This window comes from Modestobacter sp. DSM 44400, assembly GCF_900107175.1.
GTDB lineage: Bacteria > Actinomycetota > Actinomycetes > Mycobacteriales > Geodermatophilaceae > Modestobacter.
Genome location: NZ_FNOZ01000004.1, coordinates 144,356 through 159,209 on the forward strand (window position 1 = coordinate 144,356; position 14,854 = coordinate 159,209).

At 73.8% G+C, this 14,854-nt stretch carries 15 protein-coding genes, 1 tRNA gene and 1 pseudogene; 7 read left to right on the top strand and 10 right to left on the bottom strand.

Translation table 11 applies throughout. The annotated features are described in order from the left end of the window. The first annotated feature begins 11 nt into the window (after positions 1–11). Complete coding sequence (locus BLW04_RS04960; protein WP_091537660.1) at positions 12–1,196, top strand: glucose-1-phosphate adenylyltransferase family protein; 1,185 nt, start codon at positions 12–14, stop codon at positions 1,194–1,196. A gap of 75 nt (positions 1,197–1,271) precedes the next feature. Here the strand turns inward: BLW04_RS04960 and BLW04_RS04965 are convergent, their stop codons facing one another. From BLW04_RS04965 to BLW04_RS29465, 3 genes and pseudogenes are all read right to left on the bottom strand, one after another. Then, on the bottom strand, positions 1,272–1,949 hold the full coding sequence (locus tag BLW04_RS04965) for a UdgX family uracil-DNA binding protein (protein ID WP_091537661.1): 678 nt from the start codon (positions 1,947–1,949) through the stop codon (positions 1,272–1,274). Between the two features lie 46 nt (positions 1,950–1,995). Further along, positions 1,996–2,715, bottom strand: coding sequence for an MFS transporter (locus tag BLW04_RS28055; protein ID WP_091537662.1), 720 nt, complete (start codon positions 2,713–2,715; stop codon positions 1,996–1,998). A gap of 85 nt (positions 2,716–2,800) precedes the next feature. Beyond that, positions 2,801–3,313: pseudogene (locus BLW04_RS29465) on the bottom strand (MFS transporter); the annotation flags it as partial. 147 nt (positions 3,314–3,460) lie between these two features. Between BLW04_RS29465 and BLW04_RS04980 the strand changes: the two are divergent. From BLW04_RS04980 to BLW04_RS04990, 3 genes are read left to right on the top strand one after another with little or no spacing between them, the layout of a single operon-like run. Beyond that, positions 3,461–4,390: an ABC transporter ATP-binding protein gene (locus BLW04_RS04980; RefSeq protein WP_091537663.1), complete on the top strand. Its 930-nt coding sequence runs from the start codon at positions 3,461–3,463 to the stop codon at positions 4,388–4,390. Next, the gene (locus BLW04_RS04985) at positions 4,387–5,592 is read left to right on the top strand and encodes an ABC transporter permease (RefSeq protein ID WP_091537664.1); all 1,206 of its coding nucleotides are present in this window, start codon (positions 4,387–4,389) and stop codon (positions 5,590–5,592) included. Before BLW04_RS04980 ends, BLW04_RS04985 begins: the two co-directional genes overlap by 4 nt. A 45-nt stretch (positions 5,593–5,637) precedes the next feature. Then, positions 5,638–6,618 (top strand): TIGR03557 family F420-dependent LLM class oxidoreductase, encoded by a 981-nt coding sequence (locus BLW04_RS04990; protein WP_091537665.1) that lies wholly within the window; start codon positions 5,638–5,640, stop codon positions 6,616–6,618. A 61-nt stretch (positions 6,619–6,679) separates the two neighbouring features. On the opposite strand, the gene BLW04_RS04995 is transcribed toward BLW04_RS04990, so the two are convergent. The 3 genes from BLW04_RS04995 to BLW04_RS05005 all read right to left on the bottom strand — a co-directional run bounded on the left by BLW04_RS04995 (position 6,680) and on the right by BLW04_RS05005 (position 10,246). After that, positions 6,680–7,606, bottom strand: coding sequence for an SMP-30/gluconolactonase/LRE family protein (locus BLW04_RS04995; protein WP_091537666.1), 927 nt, complete (start codon positions 7,604–7,606; stop codon positions 6,680–6,682). Between the two features lie 4 nt (positions 7,607–7,610). After that, positions 7,611–8,741 carry an aminotransferase-like domain-containing protein gene (locus BLW04_RS05000; RefSeq protein WP_091537667.1) on the bottom strand — a complete coding sequence of 377 codons (1,131 nt, stop codon included), beginning with the start codon at positions 8,739–8,741 and terminating at the stop codon, positions 7,611–7,613. A gap of 119 nt (positions 8,742–8,860) precedes the next feature. After that, positions 8,861–10,246, bottom strand: coding sequence for an FAD-dependent oxidoreductase (locus BLW04_RS05005; RefSeq protein ID WP_254781064.1), 1,386 nt, complete (start codon positions 10,244–10,246; stop codon positions 8,861–8,863). An 80-nt stretch (positions 10,247–10,326) separates the two neighbouring features. Here BLW04_RS05005 and BLW04_RS05010 point away from each other — a divergent pair, with 80 nt between their 5' ends. Next, positions 10,327–10,635, top strand: a complete 309-nt coding sequence (locus BLW04_RS05010) for a putative quinol monooxygenase (protein WP_091537669.1) — start codon at positions 10,327–10,329, stop codon at positions 10,633–10,635. Positions 10,636–10,697: 62 nt separating this feature from the next. Here the strand turns inward: BLW04_RS05010 and BLW04_RS05015 are convergent, their stop codons facing one another. Beyond that, complete coding sequence (locus BLW04_RS05015; RefSeq protein WP_091537670.1) at positions 10,698–11,507, bottom strand: Fpg/Nei family DNA glycosylase; 810 nt, start codon at positions 11,505–11,507, stop codon at positions 10,698–10,700. A 74-nt stretch (positions 11,508–11,581) separates the two neighbouring features. Here BLW04_RS05015 and BLW04_RS05020 point away from each other — a divergent pair, with 74 nt between their 5' ends. Continuing rightward, complete coding sequence (locus tag BLW04_RS05020; protein WP_371327771.1) at positions 11,582–12,412, top strand: SCO6745 family protein; 831 nt, start codon at positions 11,582–11,584, stop codon at positions 12,410–12,412. Between the two features lie 51 nt (positions 12,413–12,463). On the opposite strand, the gene BLW04_RS05025 is transcribed toward BLW04_RS05020, so the two are convergent. Together BLW04_RS05025 and BLW04_RS05030 are read right to left on the bottom strand one after the other, a co-directional pair. Then, positions 12,464–13,834, bottom strand: a complete 1,371-nt coding sequence (locus BLW04_RS05025) for a cryptochrome/photolyase family protein (protein ID WP_091537672.1) — start codon at positions 13,832–13,834, stop codon at positions 12,464–12,466. 42 nt (positions 13,835–13,876) lie between these two features. After that, a complete protein-coding gene (locus BLW04_RS05030) occupies positions 13,877–14,197 on the bottom strand; it encodes a GNAT family N-acetyltransferase (protein ID WP_091537673.1) in 321 nt (106 codons plus the stop codon). Between the two features lie 205 nt (positions 14,198–14,402). On the opposite strand from BLW04_RS05030, the gene BLW04_RS05035 reads away from it, so the two are divergent. Continuing rightward, positions 14,403–14,475: transfer RNA gene (locus tag BLW04_RS05035), tRNA-Arg, on the top strand. Between the two features lie 82 nt (positions 14,476–14,557). Here BLW04_RS05035 and BLW04_RS05040 read toward each other — a convergent pair. Then, on the bottom strand, positions 14,558–14,854 hold a 297-nt coding region (locus BLW04_RS05040), incomplete at its 5' end, for a transposase (RefSeq protein ID WP_139306733.1).

The window sequence follows — 14,854 nt, forward strand, 5'->3', positions numbered from 1 at the left end:
AGCGGGCGGGGATGACGCTTCCCCGGATCCTCGTGCTCGTGCTCGCCGGTGGTGCCGGCGGCCGCCTGGAGTTGCTGACCGAGAACCGCGCCAAGTCCGCCGTCCCCTTCGCCGGGGTCTACCGGCTCATCGACTTCCCGCTGAGCAACTGCGAGCACTCGCAGATCTCCGACGTCTGGATCTCGGTGCAGTACCACCCGACCTCGCTGTCGGACCACCTGGCCAACGGCCGGCCCTGGGACCTGGACCGCACCTCCGGCGGGCTGATGACGCTGCCGCCGTTCCAGGGGACCGAACGGGGTGGCTGGACCTCGGGCACCGCTGACGGGCTGTGGCGGCAGACTGAGCTGATCCGCCAGTTCCGCGCCGACGCGCTCGTCGTCGTCAGCTCCGACGCGGTCTACAAGCTGGACTACCGCGAGGTGGTCGACGGTCACCTCCAGTCCGGCGCGGAGGTCACGATGGTGACCACCGAGGTCGCCCCGGACGACGCCTCCCGCTACGGCATCGTGCAGCTCGGCGAGGGCGGCTGGGTCAGCGACTACGCCTACAAGCCCGACGAGCCGGCGACCACCACGGCCACCAACGAGGTCTTCGTCTTCACCCCGACCCCCACGCTGGACCGGCTCGAGGCGTTGAGCCACCAGGTCGGGAAAGACGGGCTGGAGGACCTCGGCAGCCACCTGCTGCCCGCCCAGACCCGGGACGGCGCGGCCCGCGCGCACCGGCTGGAGAGCTACTGGCGGGACGTGGGCACCATCCCGGCGTACTGGCAGGCGCACCGCGACTTCCTGTCCGAGGAGCCGCCGATCGACCTGGACGAGCCCGGCTGGCCGGTGCACACCCGCGGCGGCCGGCACAGCGCGGCCCGGCTGCTCCGCGGCGCGACGGTCGAGGACAGCCTGGTCTCCGGCGGCACCCGGGTCGCCGGTCAGGTCACCGGGTCGGTCCTCTCGCCCGGGGTGGTCGTGGAGGCCGGTGCCACCGTCGTCGACTCGGTGCTGCTGCCCGGCGTGCGGGTGCGGACCGGCGCGACGGTGACCCGCTCGGTGCTCGACGACCTGGTCGAGGTGGGGGAGGGGGCGGTGGTCGGCGGGGACGGCGACATCACGCTGGTCGGCCGTCAGGCGAAGGTCGAGGCCGGTTCGAAGCTGGCCGCCGGGGCGCGGCTGCCCGACCCGGGCGAGGAGGACTGAGCTTCGCCGCCGTTGTGCGGTGATCGTCGTCCGCGCGGCTTCTGACCCGTCGACGAGCGCACGACGGTGGGCGGGTCAGGCCAGCGCGTGCGCGACCACCCGCAGGTCGGCGACGAGCGCGTCGTAGGCGGCGGCCCGGCCTTCGTCGGGGGTCCGCAGGACGGCGGAGGGGTGCGCGGTCGCCAGCATCCAGGTCTGCGCGGGCACCTCCTCCTCCGGCTCGTCGTCCCCGGCTTCCGCGGCGGGCACCCCGGGCGGTGTCCAGGGCAACAGCCGGCCGCGGTCCTTGGTGATCCGGAACGACGGTGAGATGAGCGCCTTGGCGGCGACCGCGCCGAGGCAGACGACGATCTCCGGAGCCAGGACGGCGAACTCGGCCTCCAGCCACGGCCGGCAGGCCATCAGGTGCTCCGCGCCCGGGGACTGGTGGATCCGCCGTTTCGGGGTCGGGGTGAACCGGAAGTGCTTGACCGCGTTGGTGACGTAGGCGTCCCGGCGGTTGATCTCCGCGTCGGCCAGCGCCCGGTCCAGCAGCTTGCCCGCCGGCCCGACGAACGGCTCGCCGGCGCGGTCCTCCTGGTCGCCGGGCTGCTCGCCGACAAACACGATCCGCGCGGTCTCGGGCCCCTCGCCGAAGACCGTCTGGGTGGCCGGCTCCCACAGCTCGCACGCGCGGCAGCCGGCCGCTGCCTCCCTTAGCCCGGCCAGACCGACGCCGTCGGGCACCTGGGCCGGGTGATTGCGCTCGCTCATGGGGTCGATGACACCTGAGTCGGCGGACCGGCGCAGCGCGAAGCGCTCACGCGCCCGCGGCCGGCCGCCGGTTGGTGAGCAGGGGGAGCGTGAGCGCCGAGACGGCGGTGAGCACGACCCCGGCGAGGAGGAACACGGCCGGCAGCCCGAAGCCGGCGGCGACGAGCCCGCCCAGCGCGGCACCCAGCGGCGTCACGCCCCAGGTGGCGAACCGGTAGGCGCTGGTCACCCGCCCGCGCAGGGCATCGGGAACGGCGGTCTGCCGGTAGGTCGCCGACACCACGTTGAAGGCAAAGGCGCCGAAGCCGACGACGCCCAGCAGGGCCGCGGCGACCAGCGCCGCCCGGGTGACGGCCAGCCCGGAGGTGGCCACCACGTCCACGACCACGGTCAGCGCAATGACGCCGCCGGTGCCCCAGCGCCGTTCCATCCACGGGGCCGCTGCCGCGCCGGCGACCGCGCCGACCGCCAGACCGGTGAGCAGCAGCCCGTAGAAGGAGGCACCGACGTGTAGCACCTCCAGCGCGTACAGCACGAGGACGGCGACGTAGGCGTTCTCCACCAGGTTCCACACCGTCAGCAACAGCACCAGGGCCCGCAGTGGGCGGTGCCGCCACAGCCACCGGACGCCCTCGCCGATCTCGCGCATCAACCCGGGGCCGGCCGGCGCGCGGGAGGCGATCGTCGTCCGGAGGGCGATGACCAGGACGGCCGAGCCGACGAACGACAGCGCGTTGACCAGGAACGGCGCGGCCGGGCGCCTGATGGAACAGCCAGCTGCCGAGGGGCGGGCCGAGGAACAGGGCGGCCAGCACGTTGCCCGTGTACAGCCGGCTGTTGGCCCGGCTCAGCAGCGCGCCCGGGACGATCGAGGGCAGGGCCGCCTGCGGGGCGCTGTCGAACAGCGTGAGGATCGACGCCCCGGCGAACGCGACGATGCAGATGGCCCACAACGTCGTCCGCCCGGACACGACGACCGCGGCGAGGCCGCAGAACAGCACCGCCGAGCACAGGTCGCACATCCACATGGCGCGGCGCCGGTCCCACCGGTCGGCGAGCGCACCGGCGTGCAGGGCGAGCAGCAACCAGGGCAGGCCGGCGCAGACCCGACCAGCGAGATCGCCCGGGGATCCCGGGTGAGCGTGGCCGCGAGGAGCGGCGTGGCCGTCGCGACGATGCCGCTGCCGAACCGGGAGACGACCCCGGCGCCGCAGAGGCGCCAGAAGTCCGCCGGCAGCCGGGCCGCGGGCTCGACGGGAGCGGCGCCCGCCGGGACGTGCGTCAGGACGTACCTCCCGCTGTGCGTCGGTGGGCGGCACGGTAGCGGAGACGCGATGCGCCTGGGCGCAGCGCGAAGCAGCCACTACGTTCGGGTGTCGGACCGGACGGCGACACGCGCGGTGATCACTTGACGAGTTGGAAAGCGATACGCCACTTCTTCCGACATGGAAAGTGGTGCGGCCGATACCAGGGCCGCACGGCGGCAGGCACCGACGACCTCCGGAGGAGCAGTGCTCGAGTTCGACGGCCTGTACAAGGCCTACGGCAGCAACCAGGTGCTCGAGGGGGTCGCCTTTACCGTCGCGCCGGGGCAGATGTTCGGCTTCTGCGGCTCCAACGGCGCCGGGAAGACCACGACCATGCGCATCGCCATGGGCCTGGCCCGGGCCGACGCCGGCGCGGTCCGCTGGAACGGGCGCCCGGTCGACGAGTCCGTCCGCCGGCGGATCGGCTACATGCCCGAGGAGCGCGGCCTCTACCCGAAGATGAAGGTCGGCGAACAGCTCACCTATTTCGCCCGACTGCACGGGCTGGACGCCGGGGCGGCGGCGCGGGCGGCCGCGGTGTGGGCCGACCGCCTCGGCCTGGCTGAGCGCCGCGGCGATCGGGTGGAGAAGCTGTCCCTGGGCAACCAGCAGCGCGTCCAGCTGGCCGCCGCGCTGGTCAGCGAGCCAGACGTGCTGATCCTCGACGAGCCGTTCTCCGGACTGGACCCGGTCGGCGTCGACTCCCTCGCCGAGGCGCTGCTCGAGCAGTGCCGGCGCGGCGTCCCGGTCGTCTTCTCCAGCCACCAGCTGGACCTGGTCGTGCGGCTCTGCGACGCCGTCGGCATCCTGGCCCGCGGCCGGATCGTCGCCAGCGGCACCGTCGCCGAACTCAAGGCCGCCGAGTCCGGCCGCCAGCTGCGCGTGGTGGCCGCCGACGCACCCGCCGGGTGGGCCGCGGCGCTGCCCGGCGTCCGGGTCGTGTCCGAGCAGCGCGGCGACACCGTGCTGGAGCTCGCCGACGGCGCGGACGACCAGCAGGTGCTCGCCGCAGCCCTGGCCACCGGCCGGGTCAGCCACTTCGCCTGGCGGCAACCCGCCCTGGTCGAGCTGTTCCGAGGTGCGGTGGCCGCGCCGGTCGCCTCCGCGGAACCCGGCGCGGAGCTGGCGGCTTGACCGCCCCCGGTCAGCCGACGCCCACGCAGCCGCAGGGCGCCGCTGCCCTGGTGCGGCTGGTCGCCGGCCGGGAGATCTCCACCCGGATCCGGGACAAGGGCTTCCTGATCAGCTCCCTGGTGCTGATCCTGCTGGTGGTGGGGGTCATGGGCCTCCAGATCGCCCTCAGCAGCGGGGCGTCGACCACCCGGATCGGCCTGGTCGGCGGCAGCGCTCCCGTCGAGCAGGCGCTGCGGGACCAGGGCGAGGCGGTCGGCACCGACGTCTCCGTCGTCGACCTGGACGACGAGGCGGCCGCTCGCGCGGCCGTCGACGCCGAGGACCTGGACGCCGCCCTGCTGAGCCCGTCCGGCGCCCAGCCTGAGCTGCTCGTGCGCACCAGCGACGCCCAGGCCGAGACCGTTGTCCACGGTGCGGTCGCGCAACTGTCGCTGTCCAGCCAGCTCACGGACGCGGGTGTCGCCCTGCAGGCCCCACCGCAGGTGGACGTCGTCTCCCTCGACCCGGACGCCGAGCAGCGGGTGCAGGCCACGGTCGTCGCGCTCGTCGGGGTCGGGTTGCTGTACTTCCTGCTCATCCTCTTCGGGCAGTTCGTCGCCCAGGGCGTGGTCGAGGAGAAGTCCAGCCGGGTCGTCGAGCTGCTGCTGGCCACCATGCGCCCCTGGCAGCTCCTCGCCGGGAAGATCATCGGGCTGGGTGTGCTGGGTCTGCTGCAGATGCTGCTCATCGGTGTGGTCGGGGTCGTCGGGGCGCTCGCCTTCGACGTCGTCGACCTGCCCGGGCAGCTGATCGGCACCGTCGTCAGCGTCATCGCCTGGTTCGTGATCGGCTACGCCTTCTACGCCTGTGTGTTCGCCGTGGCGGCCTCGCTGGTCAGCCGGCAGGAGGACCTGGGCAGCGTGCTGACCCCGACCACGATCCTGCTGGTCATCGGATTCATCGTCGCCGCGCAGGCTGCGCAGGACCCGACCAGCACGCTGGCCACGATCACCTCCTTCGTGCCGGGGCTCTCGCCGATGGTCATGCCGGTGCGGATGGCCGCGGGGGAGGCCGCCTGGTGGGAGGTCGCGACTGCTGTTGTCCTCATGCTCGTGGCGATCGCGGGGATCGTCCGGATCGGCGGCCGGGTCTATTCCGGGGCGCTGCTACGGACCAGCGGCAATCTGAAGTTCCGGGAGGCGCTGCGCGCCGAGCGCGCCTGACCGTCCGGCCGTTCACGGCCCGGGAGAGCGGGGTAGCGCCGGGGCATGAGCATGCAGCTGGGGTACACCCTGATGACCGAGCAGTCCGGGCCGAAGGACCTGGTCTCCTACGCCGTCGGCGCCGAAGAGACCGGTTTCGACTTCGCCGTCAGCAGCGACCACTACTTCCCGTGGCTGGACGAGATGGGCCACGCGCCCAATGCCTGGGTCACCCTCGGCGCGGTGGCGCAGGCGACCTCCCGGCTGCCGCTGATGACCTACGTGACCTGCCCGATCCTGCGCTACCGCCCCGCCGTCGTGGCCCAGCAGGCCGCGACCCTGCAGCTGCTCTCCGAGGGCCGGTTCACCCTGGGCCTTGGCGCGGGGGAGAACCTCAACGAGCACGTGATCGGCGAGGGCTGGCCGCCGGTCGCCGTCCGGCACGAGATGTTCGCCGAGGCCGTGCAGATCATCAAGGAGCTGCTGGCCGGCGACGGGTACACCACCTTCCACGGCGACTACTACGCGGTGGACGGCGGCCGGATCTGGGACCTGCCCGAGGGCGGCGTGCCCATTGGCATCGCGGTCTCGGGCCAGCAGTCGGTGCAGCTGGCCGGCGAGTACGCCGACGTCCTGATCGCCACCGAGCCGAAGGCGGAGCTCGGCGAGACGTTCGACGCGGCGGGCGGCGCCGGCAAGCCCCGGGTCGGCCAGATGCCGATCAGCTTCGACACCGACAAGGCCGCGGCGGTCACTCGCGCGCACTCGCTGTTCCGCTGGTTCGGCCTCGGCTGGAAGGTCAACGCCGACCTGCCCGGGACGGCGGGTTTCGAGGCGGCCAGCCAGTTCGTCCGCGAGGAGGACGTCGCCGGGTCCATCCCGTGCGGGGACGACGTCGAGGCGGTCATCGAGGCGGCCCGGGCCTACGCGGACGCCGGCTTCACCCACCTGGCCCTGGTGCAGATCGGCGGCGACCAGCAGGAGCTCTACCTGAAGTGGACGAAGAAGTCGCTGATGCCCGCCTGGCGGGAGGCGTTCGGCTCCTGAGCCGGCCCCCTGCAGGGATCCGCCCCGAGCTTGCGAGGGGTGGGGGGCAGGGGGTCCTTCTTCAGGCGAGGCGGAGGCCGGTCAGCGGGCCGCGGTAGGGGAATGCGGCCGGGCCGGTGACGCCCGGGTGGGCGGTGAACAGCCGGCCGGCATCGGGCTGCTGGGCCCGCTGTGCGTCGGTGAGCCCGTGCTGCGAGGTGCTGATCACCAGCAGGTCGCGGGCCGGCCCGGCGAAGGCGCAGCTGGAAGTGTTGTCGGTGGGCACCTCGACGACTGCGAGCAGCTCGCCGTCCGGGGAGTACCGCCGCACCTGACCGCCGCTCCACAGCGCCGTCCAGAGGCAGCCCTCGTCGTCCACGGTGAGGCCGTCGGCGACGCCGTCGTCCCCGTCGAACTCCAGCAGCGCCCGGCGCGCCCCGAAGGTGCCGGTGCCCAGGTCATAGTCGGAGGCCCAGACCACGCCGGGGCCGGAGTCGGCGAGGTAGACGGTGCGGTCATCGGGAGACCAGCCGGTTCCGTTGGAGATCGTCAGGCCGTCGAGCACGGTGCTGACCGTTCCGTCCAGGTCGACCCGGTAGAGCGCCCCGGCGCCCGCGCGCTCGTCGAAGGCCATCGAGCCGACGAAGAACCGCCCGGCCCGGTCGCAGCCGCCGTCGTTCATCCGGGTGCCGCCGGACTCCGCCGAGCCGCCCTCGCCGGGCAGCTCGACGAGCACCCGGGGCTCGCCGTCCGCGGTCAGGTGCGTGACGCCGGGGCCGGCGCCGAGCAGCCAGCCGCCGCCCGCAGCCGGGACGACGACGCCGACCGTGCCGCCGACCTCGTGCACGGCGACCTCGGTCAGCGCGCCGTCGGCCGCGACCGTCGCCCGGCGGACCTGGCCGGCGGTGATGTCGACCCAGAGCAGCTCCTGCCGTTCGGCGTCCCAGGTCGGGCCCTCGCCGTGGGTTGCGGGCGGGAGGGCAGCGGCGGCGGCCGGCAGTCGGATCACCGGCTCAGCCCCGTGCTGCCGCGATCGCTGCGGCCAGCCGCCGGACGCCCTCGTCGACGTCCTCGGCCTGCACGCCGGAGTAGGCGAGCCGGAAGGCGTTCTCCCCGCCCTCGAGCAGGAAGTCGGTGCCCGGCACGATCACCACGCCGCGGGCGGCGGCCTCCGCGGCGATCCGTGCCACGTCGTGCCCCTCACCCTCGGGCAGTGACACCCAGAGGAAGTAGCCGCCCTCGGGACGGCGGAACGTCGCCTGCGGCAGGTGCTCGCGCAGCGCCGCGTCCAGGAGGCCCACCCGCTCGGCCAGCGCGTTCTTCACCCGCTCCAGCGCGCCGGGGAAGCGCGGCCCGCGGACGTACTCGTAGACGGTGCCCTGGGCGACCATGTTCGGCGCGATGTAGGTGTTCGTGGCACGCACGCGGATGCGCTCGATGATCGCCGGCGGGCCGACCAGGTAGCCGACCCGGATGCCCGGGCACACGGTCTTGGAGAACGAGGAGGCGTAGACGACGTGCGCGCTGTCCGCGCCGCCGTCCAGCTCCAGCATCCGCGGCAGCGGCTCCCCGCTGAACCGCACGTCGACGTAGGGGTCGTCCTCGAACACCACGAAGTCGTGGGAGTGGGCGAGTTCCAGCAGCCGCCGGCGCTTGGCCAGCGAGAGCGTGTACCCCGCCGGGTTCTGGAAGTTGGGGATGACATGGGCCAGCGTGGGCCGGACGCCGTCCCGGAGCAGGGCGGCCACCTCCTCGACGTCGAGGCCATCCTCCTCCAGCGTCACCAGGTGCAGGTCCGCGCCGCGGGCTTTGAGCCCCAGCAAAGTGCGGTCATAGGTGGGCCGCTCGGTGATCACCGCCGCGCCGGGGCGGACCAACTCGTCGAAGAGGAACGCGTCGGCCTGCATCGACCCGTTGGTGACCAGCACGTGGTCGGTCGGAACGCCGTGCTGCTCGGCGATCCAGGAGCGCAGCGGCACGTAGCCGACGGCGGTTCCGTAGCCGGTGAGGCCGGCCGGGTCGTTGTCGAAGGCGGTGACCGCGGCCTGCTTCAGCCCCTCGACGTCGACGATGTCCGTCGACGGGGCGCCGCGCGCGAAGGAGATCGTGGGGACCTGGGCTCGGGTCGTCGGGGAACCGCTCACGTCAGGTGAGTCTGCCGTACCGCGTCCACCCGGACCGGAACAGGCGGCCGGTACCGCCGCGCGGCGAGCCACCAGCAGGCCGTAGAGCGTCGCCGCGCCGACGAAGAGCGCGGCACGGGTCAGCCCGCCGCGGCGGCGGCCCGGGCGGCGGCCAGCAGCGCCGCGCGCTCGTGCAGCGTCGTCCGGGCGCGACCCTGGCTGGCGCCCAGCGCCGCCTCGGCCGCGTCGATCGCCCGCCAGTTGGCCAGCAGGACCGGTTCGGCGCCCCGTTCGACCAGGGTCTCGACCAGGTCGTCGACGTCCCCGCCCGGCCGCAGCAGCCCGGACTCCGCGTCGGCCAGCAGAGCTGCGACTGTCTCCCGGGCGTCGTGCTTGTTGGTGCCGACGACCCCGGTCGGCCCGCGCTTGATCCAGCCGGCCGCGTACTCACCGGGGCTCGGCACGCCGTCACGCAGCAGCCGGCCGGCCTCGTGCGGCACCGTGCCGGAGCGCTCGTCGACCGGCAGGCCGGGCAGCGGGTGCCCGCGGTAGCCGACCGAGCGCACCACCAGGTCGGCGGGCAGCACGTCGAACTCGCCGGTCCCGGTGGCCCGGCCGGCGGCGTCCACCGCCGTCCGCTCGACCTCCACGCCGGTGACCCGGTCGGTGCCCAGCAGCCGCACCGGCCGGGCGTGGAAGCGCAGCCGGAGGCTGACCCGGCCGGGGCTGCCGGCGTGCTGCGTCCACCCGCGCAGCACCGCGAGGTTGCGGGCGACGAGTCGGTCCATCGCGGCTTCGGCAGCCGGGTCCAGCTCCAGGTCGGCTGGGTCGACCAGCACGGTGGCGTCGGAGAGCGTGTCCAGCTCGCGCAGTTCGTGGGTGGTGAAGGTGGCCTGCGCGGGGCCGCGGCGGCCCAGCACGGTCACCCGCTCCACCGGGGCTGCGGCCAGCGCGTCGAGCACGTGCTGCGGCATGTCGGTCGAGAGCAGCTCCCCGGGTGCGCGGGACAACACCCGGGCGACGTCCAGGGCCACGTTGCCCACCCCGATGACGACGACGTCCCGGGCGCGGGCCACGGCCTCCTCGACCAGCGCCCGGTCGGCGTCGGGGTGCCCGCAGTACCAGGCGACGACGTCGGTGGCCGCGAGGCTGCCGGCCAGTTCCTCGCCCTCGATGCCCAGCCGGCGGTCCCCGGAGGCGCCGTAGGTGTAGACGACGGCGTCCACGTGACGCCGCAGCTCCGCCAGCGACAGATCGGTGCCGATCTCGACGTTGCCCACGAAGCGCACCCGCTCGTGGTCCAGCGTGTGGTGCAGCGTCTCGCGCAGCGCGCGCATCTTGGCGTGGTCCGGGGCGATGCCGTGCCGCACCAGCCCGAACGGCGTGGGCAGCCGGTCGATCAGGTCGACGGCGACCGGGACGTCGTCCTGACCGGCCAGCGCGTCGGCGGCGTAGATGCCGGCCGGGCCGGCGCCCACCACGGCCACCCGGAGCGGACGTGCCCCGCCTGCGTCGCCGTCGGTCACGTCCGGCATCGTCGTCCCCCCGACCCGTGTGCGCCAGGTCTGACGGCGTGCCCGGCTGCCCGCACCCGTGAGGAGACCCCGTGTCCGTCCTGATCGTCGCCACCGTCACCCCGAAGCCCGAGCGCCGGGACGCGGTGCGTGCCGCGCTATTGGCCGCCGTCCCCGCGGTGCACGAGGAGCCCGGCTGCGAGCGCTACACGCTCCAGGAGGACAAGCGCGGCTTCGTGTTCATCGAGCAGTGGGCCAGCCGGGAGGCGATGGGCGTGCACGGCGAGGGCGAGAACTTCACCGCCATGCTGGCCGCGATCACCGACGACCTCGCCGAGCCCCTCGGCGTCCGGGTGCTGACCCCGCTGCCGGTCGGCGACCCGGACAAGGGCTCGCTCTGAAAGAGGACCCCTCTGCCCCCCACCTCTCGCAGGCTCGAGGTGGGCCCCTGCAGAGGGGCCAGCTACAGCGCCTGGCAGGTGGGGCACCAGAAGAGGTTGCGGCCCACCATCACCTGGGTGCGGACCTCGGTTCCGCAGACCCGGCAGGGCAGCCCGGTGCGCCGGTAGACGTAGTGCGCGTCGGTGCGGCCGGCCACCCCGCGCCGCCGGTCGCGGTCCTCGGGGCGGGTGGTCACGATCCGCCCGGCGCGGACCCCGGCCTTCATCAGCGTGACCAGGTCGGCCCACATCCGTGCCCAGCTGCCGGCGTCGACGTCGCGGCCAGAGCGGAACGGTGACAACCGGTGCCGGAACAGCAGTTCGGCGCGGTAGACGTTGCCGACGCCGGCGAGCACGGCCTGGTCCATGAGCAGGGCGCCGATCGCCGTCCGGCTGCGGGAGATGCGCGCGAACGCCCGGTCCGGGTCGGACTTCTTCCGCAACGGGTCCGGGCCCAGCCGGTCCAGGATGAGCTGCACCTCGCCCTCGTTGATCAGGTCGCAGGCGGTGGCGCCACGCAGGTCGGTCCACACCCCCGTGCCGTCCACGCCCGGGCCCTCCCAGCGCATCCGCAGGGCGCCGCGCGGCACGGGCGGCAGGCCGGTGCCGGCGTTGAACGTGCCGTACAGACCCAGGTGCACGTGGACGACGTCCGGGCCGAAGCTGGCGAACAGGTGCTTGCCGTAGGAGCTGACGCCGTCGAGGACCCGGCCGTCGATCAGCTCCGCCTGGCCGGCGAAGCGGCCCTGCGGGCTGGTCACGTGCACCTCGCGCCCGGCGAACGCGGCCTGCTGCTCGCGGGCCAGGCGGAACAGGGTGTGGCCCTCAGGCACGGGCGACTCCGGCGGTCATGCCCACAGCTTCACCCGAGTGGACGCCGTCCGCCACGATGGGCGCCGTGACCGAGATGACACCGCAGCTCGCCCGCCGGGCCTGGGGGTCGCTGGAGACGCTGCACGTGGTCGGCTTCTTCGCCCCGCAGGTTCAGCAGGCCTACGACCGCTTCGCCGTGCCGGCGACCCGGGCCGGGTACTTCGCCGCCCGCTCGTCGCCGCTGGGCCGGGTGGACCCGGCGATCGTCGTCGCCACGTTCTACGTCTTCTCCCCGACGCTGGTCCACCGCGCCGTGCCGGCGGTCTGGGCCGCCGCACCGCCGGAGACGTGGGCCGCCGCCCGCGCCGAGGCGGTGGCCGCCTGCCTGCACGAGGCGCTGGGGGAGCCGGACGTCGCCGAGGTCATCTCGCTGGCCCAGGAGGCCTGCGCCGGGCTGTCGCCGGCCGGTCGGCCGCTGTTCGCCGCCTGGAGCGGCGTCGGGTGGCCCACCGACCCGCTGATGCAGCTCTGGCACGCCGGGCTGCTGGTGCGTGAGCACCGTGGCGACGGGCACGTCGCCGCGCTGATGGCCGCCGGTCTGGACCCGGTCGAGGCGCTGGTCACCGGCGGCCTGGCCTCGAACAGTCTGGAGTTCGTGCGCACCACCCGCGGCTGGACCGACGAGGAGTGGACGGCGGGGCTCGAGCGGTGCCGCGCCCGCGGGCTGGTGGACGACGACGGGCTCACCGCCGCCGGTGCGGAGCAGCGCCGTCAGGTCGAGGAGACCACCGACGTCCTGGCCGTGCAGGGCTGGGCGCACCTGGGGGAGGAGCGCACCCGCCGGCTCATCGAACTGGTCGCTCCGCTGCGCAAGCAGGTGCTGGACTCCGGGGTGCTGCCCGGCTGGATCCGCTCCCGCGGCTGAGAAAGGACCCGCCTGCCCCCCACGCTCGCAGCGGGCCCCTGCACGCGGGCCTCAGCGGGCGCGGACGGCGTTGTAGCGGTCGAGGGCGACCAGGCGTTCGTGGGCGTGGTCGACGATCGGCTCGGGATAGCCGGCCGGGATGCCGCCGGGCGCCGTCCACGGCTCGTGCACGTGCTTCGCGTCCAGCCCGCGCAGCTCCGGGACCCAGCGCTTCACATAGGCGCCGTCCGGATCGAACTTCCTGCCCTGCGTGACCGGGTTGAACACCCGGTAGTAAGGCGAGGCGTCGGTACCGGTGCCGGCGACCCACTGCCAGCCGTGGTTGTTGCTGGCCAGGTCGCCGTCGACCAGGTGCTGCATGAAGTACCGGGCGCCGCGGGTCCACTCCTGGTGCAGGTCCTTGACCAGGAACGAGGCGACGATCATCCGCACCCGGTTGTGCACGTAGGCCTCGCCGAGCAGCTGGCGCATCCCGGCGTCGACGATCGGGAAACCGGTGCGGCCGGTCTCCCAGGTCCGCACGTGCGCCTCGGCGTCGGGGCCGGAGTCGTACCCCATGCCCTGCAGCTGGGGGTTGAGGTACTCCCGGGCGGAGTCGGGGCGGTGCCACAGCACGTCGGCGTAGAAGTCCCGCCAGGCCAGCTCGTCGGTGTAGCGGCGCACCGCCTCGCCGCCGTCGTCGTGTGCCGCCAGGTCGGCGAGCAGGGTGCGGGGGTGGATGCAGCCGTACTTCAGGTAGGCCGAGAGCCGGCTGGTGCCGTCGGTGCCCGGGGTGTTGCGGCCCTCGGCGTAGCCCAGCAGCCGCTCGTCGCGGAACCGCTCCCAGGCGGCGTGCGCGGCGTCTTCGCCGGCCGCGGGCAGTGCGACCGCGCCGAGCTCCGGGGCCGCCGGCAGCTCGTCGGAGGCGGCGCCCCGGTGCCAGGTCAGCGACCCGGGGGCCGGCGCCGGTCCGCGCCAGCCGTGCTCCCGCCAGGCGCGGGCGAAGGGGGTGAAGACCTGGAAGGGGGTGCCGTCGCGCTTGGTGACCCGGCCGGGGGTGACCAGGTACGGGGAGCCGGTGCGGACCAGGGGGACCTCGCCCAGCGCCTGCTCGACAGCCGCGTCGCGACGCCGGCCGTAGGGGCCGGTGTCGGCAGAGACGTGCACGCTGCTGGCATTGACCTCGGCGGCGAGCTGGGGGACCACCTGGGCCGGGTCGCCGTGCCGGAGGATCAGTGCGCCGCCGGTCGCCGTCCGCAGCTCGGCCAGGCAGTCGAGCAGGAACTGCCGGCGCGGTGCGCCCGAGGGGCCCCAGAGGCGGTCGTCGAAGACGAAGACCGGCAGGACGTCGCCGTCCGCGCCGGCCGCGTCGCAGGCGGCGAGCAGTGCCGGGTGGTCGCCCAGGCGGAGGTCGCGGCGGAACCAGAGCAGGGCGGTGGGCACCGGCCGAGCGTAGGAAGCCGCCGGCCGCGCCGCCGGGTGAGTTCAGTGGTCGGCGGTGGCCAGGCCGAAGGTGGGGCGGTCGTCCTCGGTGACCAGGTCGATCTCCTCAGGGTGCTCGTGCAGGTAGTGCCGGATGAACGAGCAGTAGGGCAGCACGTGCAGTCGGCGCTCCCGGGCAGCGGCGAGGACGCCGCTGACCAGCGTCGTCCCGAGGCCCTGACCGCCCATGGCGGGATCGACCTCGGTGTGCGGCAACGTCATGACGTCGCCGTCGACGTGGTAGCTGGCGAGGCCGACGACCCGGTCGTCCGCCCGCACCTCGAACCGTCCGCGTTCCGGGACGTCGACCACCGTGATGTCCATCGTGCGCTGTCCACCTCCCACGTCCCGGCACCGATGCCGGGGCTCGTGTGTGCCAGAACACGGTAACCGTTGCGGCACTCCATCGCCCGCTTCTACAGACGCGTTGCACCGTTCGGGTGTTCCCCGACCGGGCGCGGCGGCGGTCTCTCCCAGCGGCCCGCTAGCCTCGGGGCCGCACTTCCCGGTCGGCCCGCGTGGCCGATGAGCCCCCGTAGCTCAGGGGATAGAGCATCGGTTTCCTAAACCGTGTGTCGCAGGTTCGAATCCTGCCGGGGGCACCGTAAACTCCCAGGTCAGCGGCTCGCGAGAGGGCGTAGAACGCTGGACGAGGACGTCAGGTGCCCGTCTAGAGCGTGTCTGCTAACTGCGGACGCGGTGATGGATGATCATGCAGCCGAGGAGGACACCGCCGAGGTAGGTGGTGGCGTATTTGTCGTAGCGGGTGGCGATAGCGCGCCACTGCTTGAGCCGGCCGAACCCGCGTTCGACGGTGTTGCGGTCCTTGTAGAGCTCGGCATCGCAGGCCGGTGGTCGCCCACCGGCCGAGCCCTTGGCCTTGCGGCGTGCGATCTGGTCGCTGCGTTCGGGAATCGTGTGAGCGATCTTCTTCGCCCGCAGGTGCGCCCGCGTACTGGGATGGGAGTACGCCTTGTCCGC

Bases quoted from the DNA above. Each gene is read 5' to 3' on its own strand.
- BLW04_RS04960 (WP_091537660.1), top strand. From the start codon at position 12: ATGACGCTTCCCCGGATCCTCGTGCTCGTGCTCGCCGGTGGTGCCGGC.
- BLW04_RS04965 (WP_091537661.1), bottom strand. From the start codon at position 1,949: ATGAGCGAGCGCAATCACCCGGCCCAGGTGCCCGACGGCGTCGGTCTG.
- BLW04_RS04990 (WP_091537665.1), top strand. From the start codon at position 5,638: ATGAGCATGCAGCTGGGGTACACCCTGATGACCGAGCAGTCCGGGCCG.
- BLW04_RS05020 (WP_371327771.1), top strand. From the start codon at position 11,582: ATGACACCGCAGCTCGCCCGCCGGGCCTGGGGGTCGCTGGAGACGCTG.
- BLW04_RS05030 (WP_091537673.1), bottom strand. From the start codon at position 14,197: ATGGACATCACGGTGGTCGACGTCCCGGAACGCGGACGGTTCGAGGTG.